The following is an 18040-nucleotide window of genomic DNA, read 5'->3' as shown; positions in this document are numbered from 1 at the left end:
CTGACGATGCTGTCAGGGTTTTTTTTGAACTAAAATCGAAGCAACCCTGACGATGCTGTCAGGGTTTTTTTTGAACTAAAATCGAAGCAACCCTGCCGATGCTGTCAGGGTTTTTTTTGAACTAAAATCGAAGCAACCCTGCCGATGCTGTCAGGGTTTTTTTATAAGAAAGATTTATATGTCATAATTTCAATCAACTCATAATTACATTATCTCAAATCAAATTTCACTAAATTGCATAAAAATAAAAAGTTATGAGATTTCACACCCGAAAATGGATAAAACCTGAAGACCTCAACCCCAACGGCACTTTATTTGGTGGTCGATTATTAGAATGGATAGACGAAGAAGCCGCACTTTATGCTATCATTCAACTTGAAAATCACAAAACCGTCACCAAATACATTTCAGAAATTGACTTTGTAAGCTCAGCCAAACAAGGCGAAATTGTAGAAATTGGCATTGAAGTCGTCAAGTTTGGCACGGCTTCACTCACCTTAAAATGCGAAGTTCGCAACAAAATGACACGGCAAACCATCGTCAAAGTCGATAAAATAGTCATGGTCAGTTTAGACGACCACGGCAAAACCAAACCCCACGGCAAAACCAAAATAGAATTTGTAAAAAACCGCCTCAATGACGACTAAACAGTTTGTTTTAATCGTTGATTTCCCAAAATCTTTGTAATTTAACTTGTAGTTCTTAACCACTGACCGCAAAACGACAAATGCCCAAAAGAGCTTCCGTTGGTCGCTTTTTGTGCAAGTCGTTTAAAACGCGTTCATTGGTCATGAAGCTACCGCTACAATACCTGTCGCAATTTTGAGAATGATAAAACATTATCGTAAATAAAATCTCAATTTATAAAAAAACAAGACAATTTTCACATATAATTTTGCTTGTAAAAAACACGTTGTGGTTTAGAAAAATCAAATATATCCTATATCTTTACTTCAAATTTTATGTCATGCTAAAATCAAGTTATACTTTAAGTGTTATGTGCATCATATTTTCATTAGAAATTTTAGCACAAAATTCTGAAATTAAAGACATTAACACACAACTTGAGTATTTAACATCTAATGATTTAAACGGTCGCTTAACTGGCACAGAAGGTTCAGATAAAGCCGCAACATTCATATCAAAATACTTTCAAGAAATTGGCATAAAACCTTATTATGAAACTTACAGAGATACTTTTTACATCACAAAACAAACCGCAGCTTACAATGTCATTGGTCATATCAAAGGCAGAGATCCACTTTTAAAAAATGAACCGCTCATTATAGGTGCACATTTTGATCATATAGGTATCAAAAAGGCTATTGATGGCGACAGCATTGCCAACGGTGCCAACGATAATGCATCTGGAACGGTTGCCGTTATGCAATTGGCCAAAGCTTTAAAAGATACCAAACCCAAACGCCCTATTTTATTTGTGCTTTTTGATGCCGAAGAACAAGGTTTACTCGGCTCTAAATATTTTGCCGAAAAACTAAAAAGCGAAGACATCAAACCCTATGTGATTTTTAATGTTGAAATGATTGGTATTCCTATGAAAGATAAACCTCATCAAGCTTATCTCACAGGTTATGAAAAATCAAACTTTGCTGAAATCTTTAATGCTTATGCTGACAAAGAAATTCTTATCTTTTTACCACAAGCAAAAGACTATAAGCTTTTTAAACGAAGCGACAATTATCCTTTTTACCAAAGTTTTGAAATTCCTGCACATTCGGTTTCTACATTTGATTTTACCAATTACGAATATTATCATCACGTTGACGACGAAACCCAACTACTCAACCCTGAACACATTCAAAACTTAGTCAATTTATGGGTTGAACCTCTTTTAAAAATTGCAAATCATACAGAAAAACTTATTAAACTCAATAATTAATGTCTAAACATATTGTTATCACAGGCACAAGTCGTGGTATTGGATTTGAATTGGTCAAAATTTTATCAAATCAAGGTCATCACATTTATGCCTTATCTAGAAATCAACAACCCGTAGCTGAACTAAATTTACAAAATGTTCACAGTATATCCTGTAATCTTAGCGATGAATTGTCTATTGATAATGCAATAAAAAAAATCAAAACTCAAACGTCTCAACTTGATATATTAATTCATAATGCTGGTCAATTTCTCAATCAGCCTTTTGAAAAAACAAATATTGCTGACGTAAAAGCGGTTTATGAGACCAATGTTTTTGGGGTTTTTAATTTGACTTCAAGGCTTTTAAACGCTTTTTCAAAAATAAATCATACCGTCAATATTTCCAGTATGGGTGGCATTCAAGGCAGTGTAAAATTTCCTGGATTAGCTGCTTACAGCACCAGTAAAGCTGCATTAATTTGCTTGACAGAAATTCTCGCTGAAGAATACAAAGATACTGAAATGGCTTTTAATTGTCTAGCCTTAGGAGCCGTGCAAACCGAAATGTTTGAAGAAGCTTTTCCAGGAATGCAAGCACCGATTAATGCTAAAGAAATGGCAAGTTATATTGCCGATTTTGCTTTAACAGGACAGCGGTTTTACAACGGAAAAACCCTTCAAGTATCTAATTCAACCCCATAAATATGTCATCGGTTTTAAAGACATATTTGCCTGCTAAATCTGTAACTTCGGTTGAAGAATTGCTCAAAGTTTATAAAGTTCATCTCAAGATTGTCAATGAACGTCAATCTAAACACGGCGATTACCGACCAATGCCAGATGGCAGACATCAAATAACCATCAATGCTAATTTGAATCCCTATCGATTTTTAATCACTTTGATTCACGAAATTGCACATTTGTTAGTGTTTATCAACTATGGTCAACACATCAAACCACATGGTATAGAATGGAAATTGACTTTTCAAAAATTAATGTTACCATTGATTAATCCACAAATATTTCCAAAACAATTATTGCCTGTGATTGCCAATCATTTTAAAAATCCTCGAGCCAGTAGCGATACCGATGCAAGGCTGTCTATTGCCTTAAAAGCTTATGACCATCATCCTTCTGACAAAAGTTATATCTTTGAAATTCCTAAAGGCACACAGTTTTGTCTGCCTAACGGTAAAATCTTTATCAAAGAAGAAAAGTTGAGAAAGCGTTATAAATGCAGAGAACTTTCAACGGGCAAACACTATGTATTTCAACCTAATGCACAAGTAGAAGTGTTGAAGTGATAAATTATAAGCCGCAAATGAATACTTAAATTACTAATGCATTTGTCACAAAAAAAGATGTTAATATAAATTTTTGATTTTACTTTAAAATCTATTTAAAACCATGAAATCTAACGAAACTGAAAACAATAAAGACAAAACTCAAGACCAAAACGAAGAAAAAGTAAGAAAGAGCTTTAAAGAATCTTACGGAAGCTTGCGTTCTTACCTCTTACATTTATTAGATATAAGAAGTGAAACCGACCGAGATTCTACTATGGAAGCCATCTTAAAAGATATTCCATTTAGAGGACATAATGCATGGATCTTGATTTTTTCAATCATCGTGGCTTCAGTTGGGCTTAATGTGAGTAGCACCGCTGTGGTGATTGGTGCAATGCTTATCTCGCCTTTAATGGGACCGATTGTCGGTCTTGGATTTTCTGTGGCTATAAATGATTTAGATACACTGAAACGCTCGCTCGTAAATTTAGGCGTTATGGTGGTTTTAAGTATTCTAACTGCTTTTGCGTATTTTTCAGTATCACCATTAACGGAATTGACCCCAGAATTAGCAGCCCGAACTTCACCTACAATTTTAGATGTTTTGGTCGCTATTTTTGGTGGTCTTGCACTGATTATCGCTAAAACCAAAAAAGGAACTATTGCTTCTGTGATTTTTGGTGTTGCCATTGCTACTGCCTTGATGCCGCCACTTTGTACCGCAGGTTATGGATTGGCGGTTTGGGATATGAGCATATTTGGCGGTGCGATGTATTTGTTTACTATCAATACCATTTTTATTGCTTTGTCAACATTTATAGTATCAAAAATTTTACGTTTTCCTCTGGTGCGATATGCTAATTCTTTAAGAAGGAAACGCATTTCGCAATTAGCTACCGTTATCGCTATTGTGGTTATGCTACCAAGTATTTATTTGTTCTACGTTTTGCTAAAACAGTCTTATTTTGAAAAAAGTGCAAAAAGGTTTGTAACCGAAGAATTAATGGTTTACAAAGATGCTTATTTACAAAAAAATGCAACAAATATTGAATATCACGAAGAGGGTAATTCAATAATAGAAGTCTCTTTTTTGGGAAAAGAAATTCCAGCTGAAGTAATCAATTTATGGAACTCAAAAATGAAATCTTATGAAAATTTAAAAGACGTCAAACTCAAAATTTTACAAAACAAAAACACTGATAATTTTAATCAATTTCGATATATGAAAGAATTGAAAACCAGAGATTCACTTGAACTTTTGACAAGTCAGAAGCAAATTCAACTTTTATCTCGGCGATTAGATTCTATAAACAAAACAAACCAAAAGCAAAGCATTCCATTTACAGATATTGTCAAAGAAATAAAATTGAATTACGAGAAAGTTAGTGATGTATCATTTGCAGAGATGGTTATTGCCAAAAACAACATTGTTGATACATTGCCTACTTTCAAGTTAACATGGGACGACAAAATGACACTAACAGACAAGACCACCTTTGAAAACAGACTATCGAATTGGTTAGCTTACAAAATAAAAGCGAAAAAGGTAGATGTAGAAATTCAGCCGACAAGTTTGATTACAGAAGAAAATTAATACCCCTTTTGCTGAGCAATTCTTACTTTTCTAAATAAATATGAAGAATAAACAAAATCGGTTACGGCTTTGTTATCGGTTTTATAAATCGAATCTTTGTTGCCTTCCCAAGCGAGATAGCCATTTTCGATATACACAACTTTTTCGCCTATTTCAAACACAGAGTTCATATCATGGGTGTTGATGACTGTCGTGATTTCATATTCGTGTGTGATTTCTTGAATTAAATTATCAATAATTGTGGCTGTTCTTGGGTCTAAACCTGAGTTAGGCTCATCGCAAAACAAAAAGTTTGGTTGGTTAACAACGGCTCTAGCAATAGAAACACGTTTTTTCATACCGCCACTGATTTCAGAAGGAAATTTATCGTTTGCATTAGTGAGATTGACGCGTTTCAACACTTCGTTAACTCGATCTCTCATTTCAGATTTGGAAGTTTTGGCAAACATACGCAAGGGAAACATCACGTTTTCTTCTACAGTCATCGAATCAAATAAAGCACCACCTTGAAACACCATACCGATTTGTTTTCGCAATTGGCGTCGTTCAGATGCTGTGAGCTCTTCATAACTATCAGAATCATAGTAGATATGACCTTTTTCTGGAGTAATTAAACCGAGCATACATTTGAGAAGAACTGTTTTGCCTGCACCTGATTGCCCGATAATAAGATTGGTTTGTCCTTTCTCAAATGTGGTGCTAATGCCTTTTAAAACATCTAAATCACCAAAAGATTTATATAAATTTTCTACTTTAATCATTAGCTTAACAATAATTGAGTGATGAAATAATTGCAAACAATAATGATAACACTTGTCCAAACAAAAGACGAGGTTGCAGCTTTACCTACTTCTAAAGCACCACCAGTCATATAGTAACCATGAAAAGACGGCACTGTGGCAAGAATAAAAGCAAAAATTATTGTTTTAATAAAGGCATAAACTAAGTGAAATGTTACAAAATCATCCTGTAATCCCGTTAAAAATAAATCACTTTCGACAAATCCACCAAATACTCCAGCAACATAAGCACCTAAAATACCCATAAACATAGATATCGATATGACAAACGGATAAAACATCATGGCCACAATTTTGGGAAATACTAAATAATTTAAAGAGTTAATGCCCATAACTTCTAAAGCGTCGATTTGCTCGGTAACTCTCATCGTTCCAATACTTGATGTGATAAATGAACCCACTTTACCTGCCATAATGATAGAGACCAATGTTGGGGAAAACTCTAAAATAATAGATTGCCGAGCCGCAAATCCAATCAAAGATTTTGGAATAAAAGGATTGCTGAGATTTAATGCAGTCTGAATAGTAACGACCGCACCGATAAAAAATGAAATAAAAACCACAATCCCGAGAGACTTTACCGTGAGATCATTCATTTCTTGAATGATTAATTTTCTTAAAACACTTCCTTTGGTAAAGCGTTTAAAAGTATCTCTTATCATTATAAAGTACTGACCCGTACTTGAAATGTAGTTCATACAACAAATTTAAAGGCTAAAAATAGAAAAAAATATTAGCTTGCAATTTAACTTTAGGATAAACTTTAAATTCTCTTTGGTTTGTATTTTTGAATGATATAAAAAATTTCTTATGAAAAAATCATTTTCACTCTTATTCATCATCATTGTTTCTAATTTTATAAATGCCCAAACTTCATCACAAAAACCAAAGTTAATCGTCGGTATTGTGGTTGACCAAATGCGTTATGAATATCTTCACCGCTTTGAAAAACACTATTCAAATCAAGGCTTTAAACGCTTGATGCAAGAAGGGTTTTTTGCTAAAAACACCCACTTTAGTTACATCCCAACTTATACTGGTCCTGGACATGCTTCGATTTATACGGGTACAACACCAGCCAATCACGGTATTATTGCTAATAATTGGTATGATAAATTTGAAAACAAAAGCGTGTATTGTGTGCAAGACAACAACGCAAATTCTATCGGTGTTGAAGGTGAAGCTGGTCAAATGTCGCCACACCGAATGCTAAACACTAGTATTGCCGATCAAAACAGATTGGATACACAATTTAGAGGACAAACATTTGGAGTGTCAATCAAAGATCGCGGTGCCATTTTGCCTGCTGGACACACCGCTAATGCAGTGTATTGGTTTGCTGGTGGCAATGATGGTAAATTTATCAGCAGCGATTTTTATATCGATGAATTACCAAAATGGGTCAAAAAATTTAATAAGAACACTAAACAATACATTAAAACTTGGGAAACCTTATATCCTATTGAAAATTATATAGAAAGCGGAAGCGATTTAAATGATTACGAATTTGGTTTCAAAGGAAAATCTACAGCAACTTTTCCATACGATTTGAAACAATTAAAATCTGAAAATAACAATTTTGATATTTTAAAACCTACACCTTTTGCCAATACAATGTTGACGGATTTTGCAGAGAAACTAATTAAAAATGAAAACTTAGGTCAAGATGATGACACCGATTTTTTGACCATTAGTTATTCAAGTACTGATTATGCTGGGCATAATTTTGGGGTAAATTCTAAAGAAGTTCAAGATATGTATATCCGTTTAGACCAAAATATTGCAGATTTGCTTAACTATTTAGATCAGAATGTTGGCAAAAACAACTATACTTTGTTTTTGACAGCCGATCACGGTGCTGTTCACGTACCCAACTATTTAAAAGAAAAAAACATCCCTGCAGGTTATTTTGATGCTAAAAAATTAAACAAAGCAATGAATGAATTTGTGAATGAAAAATTTGGAAGCTCAAAATTAATTGAAGGTTTTTCTAATCAAAATATCTTTTTTGACTATGAAGAATTAGAAGAACAAAATGTTGAAGTTGATGATTTACAAGAAGCTTTGTATTATTTTTTGTTGCAATACGATAAAATTGACCGAGTTTATACCCGAGAAATGATTGAAAACTCAAGTCATTCAACGGCATTTTCAAGAAATGTAGCCAATGGTTTTCATCCTAAACGCAGTGGTGATGTGATTTATATTTTAGAACCTGCTGTGATTTCATATCCACAAAAAGGCTCTACTCACGGTAGCTATATGAGTTATGATACACAAGTGCCATTGATCTTTTACGGTCAAGGTGTTCTACAAAAACAGTCTTATCAAAGCTATTATATCAAAGACATCGCACCAACTATAGCAGCTTTATTAGGTATAGCTCAGCCTAACGGTACTACGGGTAGTGTGATTAGTGAAGTTTTGAAATAACTTTAGTTTAAAATGCTAAAGTTGTATATTTAGATTTATAATAAATTAAATCTATTCAAAATCAAAATTTTCACATTGATAAAAATTAAAGTATAAAATTATCAATTTACTGTAATTAATCCCATTTTTTTCACTTTTTGTTAAATATAATTCAATTTATGAGACTTTCTGTTTGAGATAATTTAATTGATATGTAATTTTTTTTTATATTTGTGATATTTATTAGACTGATTATTCACATTAAATAAATTTTAAATTATATGGCATTTGACATTGAAATGATTAAGACTGTTTACAGCCAAATGGCTAGTCGTGTTGAAAAGGCAAGAGAAGTAGTAGGAAAACCACTAACACTTTCAGAAAAAATATTATACTCCCATTTGTCTGATGGTGAACCTCAAAAAGGCTTTGTTAGGGGTAAAGATTATGTAGAATTTGCCCCAGATAGAATAGCCTGTCAAGATGCCACAGCACAAATGGCTCTTCTTCAATTTATGCAAGCTGGGAAAGATAGTGTAGCTGTTCCAACAACAGTTCATTGTGATCATCTTATTCAAGCAAAACAAGGAGCAGCCAAGGACTTAAAACGTGCAAACGAAACCAGTAATGAAGTTTTTGATTTTCTTGAATCTGTATCTAATAAATATGGCATAGGTTTTTGGAAACCAGGAGCAGGTATTATTCATCAAGTTGTATTAGAAAATTATGCCTTTCCTGGCGGTATGATGATAGGAACAGACTCACATACTGTCAATGCAGGAGGTTTAGGGATGGTAGCTATTGGTGTAGGTGGTGCTGATGCTGTTGATGTTATGGCTGGAATGCCTTGGGAATTAAAATTTCCAAAACTGATTGGTGTAAAATTAACTGGTAGCCCTCAAGGCTGGACTGCCGCCAAAGATGTTATTTTAAAAGTTGCTCAAATCTTGACCGTTAAAGGTGGCACGGGTTGTATAGTAGAGTATTTTGGAGAAGGAGCTAAAAACTTATCCTGTACAGGAAAAGGGACCATTTGTAATATGGGTGCAGAAATTGGTGCAACCACTTCAACATTTGGATATGATGACTCTATGGAGCGGTTTTTAAGAGCTACAGATAGAAATGAAATTGCAGATGAAGCTAATAAACTAAGGGAATACCTGACAGGCGACCCTGAAGTTTATGAAAACCCTGAAGAATATTTTGACCAAGTTATTGAGATAGATCTAAACACTTTGAGACCTCACTTGAATGGACCTTTTACACCAGATTTAGCAACACCCGTAGGAGAACTTGGCAAAAAAGCCAAAGAAAATGGTTGGCCAATCAAAGTGGATTGGGGCTTAATCGGCTCTTGTACAAATTCTTCATATGAAGACTTAACCCGAGCAGCTTCTATTGCTGAACAAGCTATTAAGAAAAAATTAAAACCAAAATCAGAATTTGGTATTAACCCTGGTTCTGAGCAAATTCGATATACGGCCGAAAGAGATGGATTACTCAAAGTTTTTGAAGACCTTGGAGCAACAATTTTTACTAATGCTTGCGGACCATGCATAGGTCAGTGGGATAGAAGTGATGTTAAAGAAGGAGAAAAAAATACCATTGTTCATTCTTTTAATAGAAACTTCTCCAAACGTGCAGACGGTAACCCAAATACACACGCATTTGTGGGCTCGCCAGAAATGGTAGCAGCTATTGCTATAGCAGGTCGATTAGATTTTGACCCGATGAATGATACTCTTATTAATGAAGATGGTGAAGAAGTTAAGCTTGATATGCCTAAAGGAATTGAGCTTCCTGAAAAAGGGTTTGAAGTAGAAGATAACGGGTATATACCTCCCAAAGATGACGGAAGAAATGTTGAAATTAAAGTTGATAAAAATTCAAACAGAATTCAGCTTTTAGAACCATTTGAGCCTTGGGATGGTGAAAATCTGTTGGGTGCTAAACTTTTGATCAAAGCTTACGGCAAATGTACAACTGACCATATTTCTATGGCTGGACCTTGGTTAAAATACAGAGGTCATCTTGACAATATATCTGACAATTGCTTGATTGGTGCTGTTAATGCATTTAATATGAAAACTAACTTTGTAAAAAGTCAAATCACAGGAAAGTATGATGCTGTACCAAAAACACAAAGACAATACAAAGAAAAAAACATTCCTACAGTGGTTGTAGGTGACCATAATTATGGTGAAGGATCATCTCGTGAACATGCAGCTATGGAGCCTCGCCATCTCGGTGTTAAAGCTGTAATTGTAAAATCCTTTGCCAGAATACACGAAACCAACCTTAAAAAGCAAGGGATGTTAGCTTTAACTTTTGATAATGAAAATGATTATGACCTCATTCAAGAAGATGACACCTTTAACTTTATCGATCTTAAAGATTTTGCAGAAAATAAACCTCTAAGCCTTGAAATTGTTCATAAAGACGATTCTGTAGATAAAATTAAACTTAACCACACCTATAATGAAACTCAAATCAATTGGTTTAGAGAAGGTTCTGCATTAAATTTAATTAAAAAACAAAATAATGCAAATTAAAATATAAATCGGCATAATACAAAGAATATCAAAGTTTTAGGAATATCGAGATCAGGTTTTAGTTTGAAAAATTTCTTGTCATCTACACAATTTTCTATCGAAAATCAATGTTGCTGACTCAAATTTTATTAGTCAAACTTAGCCTAAGTATTTTTTGAATGTTAAATCATAGTTATTCAATTAAATATCAACTTATTATCCCAAAAACTTCAAAATATGTCCTGTAATAAATTCAATTTGTTCTTCATCCAATTCCGTATGCATTGGTAAAGAAATGACCTCTTCACATAACTTGTTGGTTACTTTGAAGTCTTTATCATCATATCGACTATCTCGATAGGCCTTTTGTTTGTGAAGTGGAATAGGATAATAAACACCATGTGGAATATCTTGTGATTTGAGAAATTCAGCCAAAGCATCACGCTTTTCGTTTTTAATTCTAAGCGTGTATTGATGAAACACATGACAAGAGCATGTACCACAAATCCCAAGGTTACTGGTGTCGCAATTTCTATGGGTTTTGGTTGTTGGTGTCACAATATCTTTATGACCTTGTAAAGCTTTAGTATAAGCTCTTGCAGCTTCTTGACGTTTTGAGTTATATTCATCAAGTTTCGGCAATTTAATTTTCAATACAGCAGCTTGAAGTGAATCTAATCTTGAATTTACACCAACCACATCGTGATGATAACGCTCATACATCCCGTGATTGACAATGCCTCGAATGGTATGTGCCAAATCATCATCGTTAGTAAAAATCGCTCCACCATCACCATAGCAACCTAAGTTTTTTGAAGGAAAAAATGAAGTTGCAGACACGTGTCCAATCGTGCCTGTTTTTTGAGATGTTCCGTTTTTAAAATGATATGACGCACCAATACCTTGTGCATTATCTTCTATCACATAAAGTTTATGCTTTTTGGCAATGTCCATAATGGCATCCATATTAGCAGCGTGGCCAAACAAATGAACTGGCACAATGGCTTTTGTTTTGGGCGTAATGGCTTTTTCAATCGCCTCAGGACTGATATTAAAAGTATCTTCTTCTACATCGACTAAAACAGGCGTGAGTTGAAGCAAAGCAATGACTTCAACTGTAGCAGCAAACGTAAAATCGGCAGTGATCACTTCGTCACCGGGTTTTAAATCTAATCCCATCATGGCGATTTGCAAAGCATCGGTACCGTTAGCACATGGAATCACGTTTTTAACATCGAGATATTTTTCGAGGTCAGTTTGAAATTGATGAACATATGGACCATTAATAAAAGCAGCATTTTCCATAATTTCAGCAAAAGCCGTATCGATGTCGTCTTTTATAGCTTCACGCTGACCAACAAGGTCAACCATTTGTATTTTTTTCATAGATGTGTTTTGAATGTCATTGTAACAAAATTAGTAAATATAAATGGTATTCAGGCGAATTCTTTATTTTAGCCTTTTAGTCTCTCAGAATATATAATTATTCTACATTATGAAATGGCTTTACAATCTATCTATAAGTAGCTTCAAATTTCTACTGCCTATTTTAGGTCTGTTTTTCAAACGCCTTAAAACTTTTCGCCAAGAAAGACAACAGACCAAAAAAGAATTAGAAACATTTATAAATCAAAACCAGCATCCAATCATTTGGATTCACGTGGCTTCTCTCGGCGAATACGAGCAAGTTGTGCCTGTCATCAAGGCTTTAAAACCACACTTTAAACCTCATAAATTTCTATTGAGTTTTTTTTCTGACTCAGGCTATCACATCAAAAAAAATAAATCCATAGCTGATTTTGAAACCTATTTGCCTTTAGACACCAAACAGCAATCTCAAGATTTTGTAAATCTCATCAAACCCCAATTCGCCATTTTTGTAAAATACGATATTTGGCCAAATTTTCTAAATCAACTCAAAGCACAACACATCAAAACATTCTTAGTTGCTGCAAGATTTAGACCTCAACAGATTTATTTTAAATTTTATGGGTCATTCTTTAAACAAGCTTTGGGGAGTTTTTATCATATTTTTGTGCAAGATCAAGCCTCAGGTTACTTGCTCAACAGCATCAATTACACTGATTGGACGCAAGCTGGCGACACCAGATATGACAGAGTTTACCAACAATTAAGTCAAGATAACAAGCTTGATTTTATGCAAAATTTTACTCAAAATCAAAACTGTATGGTTTGTGGCAGCACTTGGCCAGAAGACGAAAAAGCACTGTTGCCAACCTTAAACGATAAAACGATTAACCTCAAATTCGTCATCGCACCACATCAAATCAAAGCTGAAAATATTGACCAATTTCAAAAACAACTTCAAAAGCCAAGTATCAAATATTCAGAAATTAAAACCCAAGATTTGTCCCAATACGACATTTTAATTTTAAACACTGTCGGTCTGCTGACCAAAGTTTATGCCTATGCCGATATAGCTTACGTAGGTGGAGCTATGGGCAACACTGGCCTACACAACATTTTAGAACCTGCTGCTTTTGGCGTTCCGATTATCATTGGTTCTAACTATGACAAATTTCCTGAAGCTAAAGCCCTAAAACAAAAAGGCGGTTTGGCTGTAGTCAACAATACTTTAGAGCTTCAAAACATAGTCCGTAAGCTGAATGATGAAGAAGAGTTTAAGGCTAAAATGAGTAAAGCAGCCTATGATTTTGTTCAAGATAAAAAAGGGGCAACAACTTTAACTTACGAAGGGATTTTGAGATATACTGCTTAATTAGAACTTTTAAGAAAGGATGTTTTTAGACCAAAATAATGCGAAATGATAAGATTGCAAACACAATTATTAGACATGTCTAAAAAAATATTTATTTTAGCATAAAATATACTTTAGATGTTAAGCCTTGCAGAAGAAAATTACCTCAAAGCCATTTATCATTTACAAGATGAAAACAGCAAAGCCGTTAGCACAAATGATCTGTCTTCTCTTTTAGAGACCAAAGCTTCATCAGTAACCGATATGCTCAAAAAGTTAGCAGACAAAAACTTAGTTATATATAAAAAATACCAAGGCGTTAAATTAAGTGATCAAGGAGAAACCACAGCTCTAAAAGTGATAAGAAAGCACCGACTTTGGGAAGTCTTTCTCGTGGAAAAACTCAACTTCAATTGGGACGAAGTCCACGACATAGCCGAACAGCTTGAGCACATTCAATCTGAAAAACTCACCGACGAGCTCGACCGCTTTTTAGAACATCCGCAACGCGATCCACACGGCGACCCAATTCCAAATAAAAACGGACAGTTTGCAGTAAATAACAAAACAATATTATCAGATTTAGAAATCGGTGAATCAGGAATTTGTGTAGGTGTGAAAGATTCAACACCAGCATTTTTAAATTACCTTGACAAACAAGATATAGCTCTCGGTAAAACCTTGAATATCAAAGATAAGGAGGGTTTTGACCAATCTATGCTTGTGGCTTATGACGATAAAGTTTTACGATTATCAGAACAAGTAACACAAAATTTATACATCAAACCAAACACATAATTTATGGAAACTATTATTGCATATTTTGAACAATTAGATCCAATTCTTGCAGCACTTTATGCCACTTTATTTACTTGGGGTGCAACAGCCTTAGGAGCGTCGTTGGTATTTCTGTTTAAAAAGATGAATCGTATTGTGTTTGATGGTATGCTAGGTTTCACTGGTGGTGTGATGACGGCTGCCAGCTTTTGGAGTTTGTTAGCACCAGGCATTGAAATGAGCGACGGTCTTGGGTTTATTAAAGTTATCCCAGCTGCAACAGGATTTCTAGGCGGAGCTTTATTCATTTTTGCTTTAGATAAAGTTTTACCACATCTTCACGTCAATTTTAAAGAAAGTCGTAAAGAAGGGATCAAAACGCCTTGGCACAAATCAATATTACTCACTCTGGCTATCACATTACACAATATTCCTGAAGGTTTGGCTATTGGTGTTTTGTTTGGTGGTGTTGCAGCAGGCATTGAAGGTGCAAGTATTGGTGGTGCTGTGGCATTGGCAATAGGAATCGGAATTCAAAATTTTCCAGAAGGATTTGCTGTGGCTATGCCCTTAAGAGGTTTGGGCAAGAGCCGTTGGAAAAGTTTTAACTATGGGCAACTTTCAGCTATTGTTGAGCCTATAGCAGCGGTAATTGGTGCTTGGGCGGTTTTAACATTCGAACCTATTTTGCCTTATGCTTTGTGTTTTGCTGCAGGTGCTATGATTTTTGTCGTGGTTGAAGAAGTGGTACCAGAATCTCAACTCGAGCATAATACAGATATCGCTACCTTAGGTTTTGTTGGTGGCTTTATTGTAATGATGAGTTTGGATGTTGGTTTGGGGTAAATAATTAATCTATAGCGATTGTGGTTTTACACGAGACTTGATAATGCTTTCAAAAATTGCCCACAATATATGTTGTCCTTTTCTTACCAAAATAGCAGAATAAATTGAAAACGAAAACTCGAGAATATTTAGAACCACAACCAAACCGAGATAATAAAAAAAGACATTAGGAATGGGTTTTTCAAAAAAATATTTGGATATTAACCACCATAAAGCGGTGCTATTAAACACAAATAAAATTAATTGAGATAACAAAGACTGAATAGCGTGCCATCTCACAAAAGCAGTTGAGCGTCTATTGGCAACATAATAGAATAATGTAGCCAAAAGTGCAGCAATAGGAATAGGCAAGGCAACGGCAACAACTACAGTAGAAACAACATAAGCATAAGAAGCCTTTTCACATTCTTCAAGAGAAGGGCGATATGAAAATTCAGCTTTATGTATCATAGATTATAAAATGGCTCTGTTGAAATTTTCTAAATTTCGCTCTTTAGTTATGCCCATAATTAAAAACCAATCAACAATAGTCCAAATGCCAAGTCCGCCACAGGTCAATAATTTAGCAACGCCCAATCCAACATCTCCAATCAAAAAGCGGTCGATGCCAATGCCACCAACAATTACTGAAATGACAAGCATCATAGTTGGGTCTTTAAATTGAAGACTTTGAATTTGAAATTTTTTACTTTCATCTAAAGTCATAAGGCGTTCGCGAACATAAGATAACTGATGAGATTCAAAATACTTTGAATTAGTCATTAGAAAACTATCGACTTGTTGTGTGTCCATTTATTTAAATTTTTGACGAATTAACAACTTTTTTATAATTTAAGAAAATTTAATTCTGAATTAAGCTAAATACTACTGAAAATATAATGAATAGCCACAATAAGATTTCTGATAAAAGTTTTTTGCGTAAGCGAAAAATAAAATCTCCTAAATAGATACTCACTGGCATAATAGAAATCATCCACAAACCCGCAAGATTTGAAACTGAAAACCAGCTTGATAAAAAAGCAAGCAAAGCTAAATACAAAAAGCAAGTCGCTAGTTTTTGATGATATAATGCTCGTTTCTGAAGAACTTTAATGGCTTGATATGCAAATAATAAGATAGATAAAAACCAAACAACAATAGAAAATATTTGAGCCGTTGAATTGAATTCTATAACCTGAAAATGCCACTCAGGCCAAAAGAACTCGGCGTACAAAAGCTTATCATGCCAAAGTATATTAAACATTTGCGATAAAATAATAACAGCACTTATAGCAAAAACGGGAACTACAAAATAACGCCAGTGTGGATTGACGAATACTAAAGTTACTATAAGAACCATTAGTAAAACAAACAATAAAGGATGATAAAATAAACTTGCTAAAAACAAAAAAAACACTGCTTCAAAAATAGCTAAGGTTGGTCGTCCTGACTTTATCAAATTTAAAAGACGCAATAAACCTATAAAAAACAGTATAAAACCATAAATGATATAAGAATTAAAAATTTCAGGGATTATAAAACTGGAAAATAAAACAAAAAACAAGCCCCCGAAACTGTGTGCTTTTTGAATTTCAAAATGTTTTAAGGTATAATCAAACAAAATATAGCAACCTATTAGAAGAATATACTTTATGACTATAATGCCAATTGTCGCCCAATTTATAGGAAGCGTGATAACTTGAAAAGCTTCAATAAAAAAAAGAAAACTCAACAAAGCAACTAAAATCACAAAAACAATAGGCTTAGATTGTTTAAAAAAAATGGCAATCATAACAGACAAATGATTATTTTTGCAAGGTAATTATAATTAACAAAAGCCATGAAAGATTTTTTTGAAGGAATAGCTTCTTTGTTTCAAGATTTTTTATTCATCCCATTTGACTTTTTGAGAATAGATATTCAACCTGAGTCATGGTTTGCAGCTAATGTGGTTAATTTTATCTTTTTGCTAATTGGTCTTGTGCTTTTTATCTATTGGATGAAGCAATTGAAAATCTTTAGCAAATCCGAAAACACCGAAGAAGACGAAGAAGTTTTTTTGATATAAGCTTTATCAGAACTATTGTTCTCCCCACTTATTGATATTTGTTTATCAATTATTACCTTTTTCCCAAATTACAAGCTTTGATTATTTCAGAATATTTATAGAAATGTAAATACACTGTAAATCAGAAGTTAGTTTTGAGCTACTAAACCACTACTTTTTCACCTATATCTTTAATTTTCAATTACCTTTGCAAAAAAATGAACGATATGAAATCGGATAAATCGAAAGGAAAAGGAAAGAAGTTTGCTCAGAAACCAAAAAAAGTAGCTAAAGTCGATCAACAAATTAAAGACCCCAAAGCAGGCATGCGACTTAATAAATACATTGCTAATGCTGGGATTTGTTCGCGTCGTGAGGCTGATATTTTTATTGAAGCAGGAAGCGTGAGTGTGAATGGCAAGCCAGTAACTGAAATGGGTTATAAGGTTAAACTTGATGATGAAGTAAAATTTGACGGTAGAACGATAAATCCTCATCCTAAAGAATATTATTTGCTCAATAAACCGCAGGGTTTTTATACCTCGGGAAAAATTGAGCATCAAAATAAAACGGCACTTAACCTATTGCACAAAGTGACCAATGCCAAACTTGAACCTATTGGTCGTCTTGAAAATAGTGCTTGTGGATTAATTCTTTATACCAACGACGGAACCTTAGCCAAAAAATTAGGCAATGCTAAAAAAGGTATTCCTCAAGTTTATGAGCTCCAACTCAATAAAGTATTTACTGCTGAAGATATGGATGCTTTAAAAGCTGGTGTGTTGATTGAAGGCTTTAAAGTTTACGTCGATGAGGTGTCATATGTCAATAATAAGTCACATCACCACATCGGTCTTGAATTGAAAAGTATGCGTTCTAAAGTCGTTCAAAAATTAATGACTAAATTAGGTTATGAAATCATAAAAATGGATCGCACGGTGTTTGGAAATTTGACCAAACTCAATCTGCCACGAGGTCATTTTAGAGCTTTAACCAAAGAGGAAGTGATTCATTTGGGGATGATCTAAAAAAATCTCTCATAAAGTTAAAACTTTTTAATGTTACATTAATACTGTTATATTGTTCAAGCAGAGCCTTTCTATAAATTCAAGGCAAGTAAAGCCGAAATTATACCCATTCACATCAACTATCCCGTCGATTGCTATCG

Annotated in this window: 18 protein-coding genes; 12 read left to right on the top strand and 6 right to left on the bottom strand. The window is 34.2% G+C overall.

Translation table 11 applies throughout. The features are described 5' to 3' along the window. The first annotated feature begins 254 nt into the window (after positions 1 to 254). The 5 genes from ACSSV5_RS11720 (at position 255) to ACSSV5_RS11700 (ending at position 4761) form a co-directional block, all read left to right on the top strand. On the top strand, positions 255 to 647 hold the full coding sequence (locus ACSSV5_RS11720; protein ID WP_211065302.1) for an acyl-CoA thioesterase: 393 nt from the start codon (positions 255 to 257) through the stop codon (positions 645 to 647). 320 nt (positions 648 to 967) lie between these two features. After that, entirely contained in the window at positions 968 to 1900 is a 933-nt protein-coding gene (locus ACSSV5_RS11715) for a M20/M25/M40 family metallo-hydrolase (RefSeq protein WP_454246014.1), read from the top strand. Then, positions 1900 to 2583, top strand: coding sequence for an SDR family NAD(P)-dependent oxidoreductase (locus ACSSV5_RS11710; protein ID WP_454246013.1), 684 nt, complete (start codon positions 1900 to 1902; stop codon positions 2581 to 2583). The genes ACSSV5_RS11715 and ACSSV5_RS11710 overlap by 1 nt, the downstream gene beginning before the upstream one ends. Positions 2584 to 2585: 2 nt before the next feature. Then, a complete protein-coding gene (locus tag ACSSV5_RS11705) occupies positions 2586 to 3185 on the top strand; it encodes a SprT-like domain-containing protein (protein WP_211065310.1) in 600 nt (199 codons plus the stop codon). Between the two features lie 103 nt (positions 3186 to 3288). Continuing rightward, positions 3289 to 4761, top strand: coding sequence for a DUF389 domain-containing protein (locus tag ACSSV5_RS11700; protein WP_454246012.1), 1473 nt, complete (start codon positions 3289 to 3291; stop codon positions 4759 to 4761). On the opposite strand, the gene ACSSV5_RS11695 is transcribed toward ACSSV5_RS11700, so the two are convergent. Both ACSSV5_RS11695 and ACSSV5_RS11690 read right to left on the bottom strand, forming a co-directional pair. Further along, positions 4758 to 5522 carry an ABC transporter ATP-binding protein gene (locus tag ACSSV5_RS11695; protein WP_454246011.1) on the bottom strand — a complete coding sequence of 255 codons (765 nt, stop codon included), beginning with the start codon at positions 5520 to 5522 and terminating at the stop codon, positions 4758 to 4760. The two genes, ACSSV5_RS11700 and ACSSV5_RS11695, sit on opposite strands and share 4 nt — an antisense overlap. Next, positions 5522 to 6259, bottom strand: a complete 738-nt coding sequence (locus ACSSV5_RS11690; protein ID WP_454246010.1) for an MlaE family ABC transporter permease — start codon at positions 6257 to 6259, stop codon at positions 5522 to 5524. The genes ACSSV5_RS11695 and ACSSV5_RS11690 overlap by 1 nt, the downstream gene beginning before the upstream one ends. 112 nt (positions 6260 to 6371) lie before the next feature. Here ACSSV5_RS11690 and pafA point away from each other — a divergent pair, with 112 nt between their 5' ends. Together pafA and ACSSV5_RS11680 are read left to right on the top strand one after the other, a co-directional pair. After that, entirely contained in the window at positions 6372 to 7994 is a 1623-nt protein-coding gene (gene pafA / locus ACSSV5_RS11685; RefSeq protein WP_454246009.1) for an alkaline phosphatase PafA, read from the top strand. A gap of 260 nt (positions 7995 to 8254) precedes the next feature. Next, the gene (locus ACSSV5_RS11680; protein WP_454246008.1) at positions 8255 to 10525 is read left to right on the top strand and encodes an aconitate hydratase; all 2271 of its coding nucleotides are present in this window, start codon (positions 8255 to 8257) and stop codon (positions 10523 to 10525) included. Between the two features lie 195 nt (positions 10526 to 10720). Here the strand turns inward: ACSSV5_RS11680 and ACSSV5_RS11675 are convergent, their stop codons facing one another. After that, positions 10721 to 11890, bottom strand: coding sequence for a DegT/DnrJ/EryC1/StrS family aminotransferase (locus tag ACSSV5_RS11675; protein ID WP_454246007.1), 1170 nt, complete (start codon positions 11888 to 11890; stop codon positions 10721 to 10723). Positions 11891 to 11999: 109 nt separating this feature from the next. On the opposite strand from ACSSV5_RS11675, the gene ACSSV5_RS11670 reads away from it, so the two are divergent. The 3 genes from ACSSV5_RS11670 to ACSSV5_RS11660 all read left to right on the top strand — a co-directional run bounded on the left by ACSSV5_RS11670 (position 12000) and on the right by ACSSV5_RS11660 (position 14846). Next, positions 12000 to 13244, top strand: coding sequence for a 3-deoxy-D-manno-octulosonic acid transferase (locus ACSSV5_RS11670; RefSeq protein WP_454246006.1), 1245 nt, complete (start codon positions 12000 to 12002; stop codon positions 13242 to 13244). Positions 13245 to 13361: 117 nt separating this feature from the next. Beyond that, entirely contained in the window at positions 13362 to 14021 is a 660-nt protein-coding gene (locus tag ACSSV5_RS11665) for a metal-dependent transcriptional regulator (RefSeq protein WP_454246005.1), read from the top strand. 3 nt (positions 14022 to 14024) lie between these two features. Further along, complete coding sequence (locus ACSSV5_RS11660) at positions 14025 to 14846, top strand: ZIP family metal transporter (protein ID WP_454246004.1); 822 nt, start codon at positions 14025 to 14027, stop codon at positions 14844 to 14846. Between the two features lie 9 nt (positions 14847 to 14855). On the opposite strand, the gene ACSSV5_RS11655 is transcribed toward ACSSV5_RS11660, so the two are convergent. From ACSSV5_RS11655 to ACSSV5_RS11645, 3 genes are read right to left on the bottom strand one after another with little or no spacing between them, the layout of a single operon-like run. Continuing rightward, on the bottom strand, positions 14856 to 15296 hold the full coding sequence (locus tag ACSSV5_RS11655) for a hypothetical protein (RefSeq protein WP_454246003.1): 441 nt from the start codon (positions 15294 to 15296) through the stop codon (positions 14856 to 14858). Positions 15297 to 15299: 3 nt separating this feature from the next. Beyond that, positions 15300 to 15638, bottom strand: coding sequence for a TM2 domain-containing protein (locus ACSSV5_RS11650; RefSeq protein ID WP_211065319.1), 339 nt, complete (start codon positions 15636 to 15638; stop codon positions 15300 to 15302). Between the two features lie 49 nt (positions 15639 to 15687). After that, on the bottom strand, positions 15688 to 16617 hold the full coding sequence (locus ACSSV5_RS11645; RefSeq protein ID WP_454246002.1) for a hypothetical protein: 930 nt from the start codon (positions 16615 to 16617) through the stop codon (positions 15688 to 15690). A 48-nt stretch (positions 16618 to 16665) separates the two neighbouring features. Here ACSSV5_RS11645 and ACSSV5_RS11640 point away from each other — a divergent pair, with 48 nt between their 5' ends. After that, positions 16666 to 16893, top strand: a complete 228-nt coding sequence (locus ACSSV5_RS11640; RefSeq protein WP_454246001.1) for a DUF6341 family protein — start codon at positions 16666 to 16668, stop codon at positions 16891 to 16893. 206 nt (positions 16894 to 17099) lie between these two features. Then, the gene (locus ACSSV5_RS11635) at positions 17100 to 17900 is read left to right on the top strand and encodes a pseudouridine synthase (RefSeq protein WP_454246000.1); all 801 of its coding nucleotides are present in this window, start codon (positions 17100 to 17102) and stop codon (positions 17898 to 17900) included. Positions 17901 to 18040: the final 140 nt, after the last annotated feature.

It is taken from the genome of Psychroflexus sp. MBR-150 (assembly GCF_053628795.1).
Note: the sequence above shows the minus strand (reverse complement) of the source record. Positions and strands in the feature narration are given on the sequence as shown.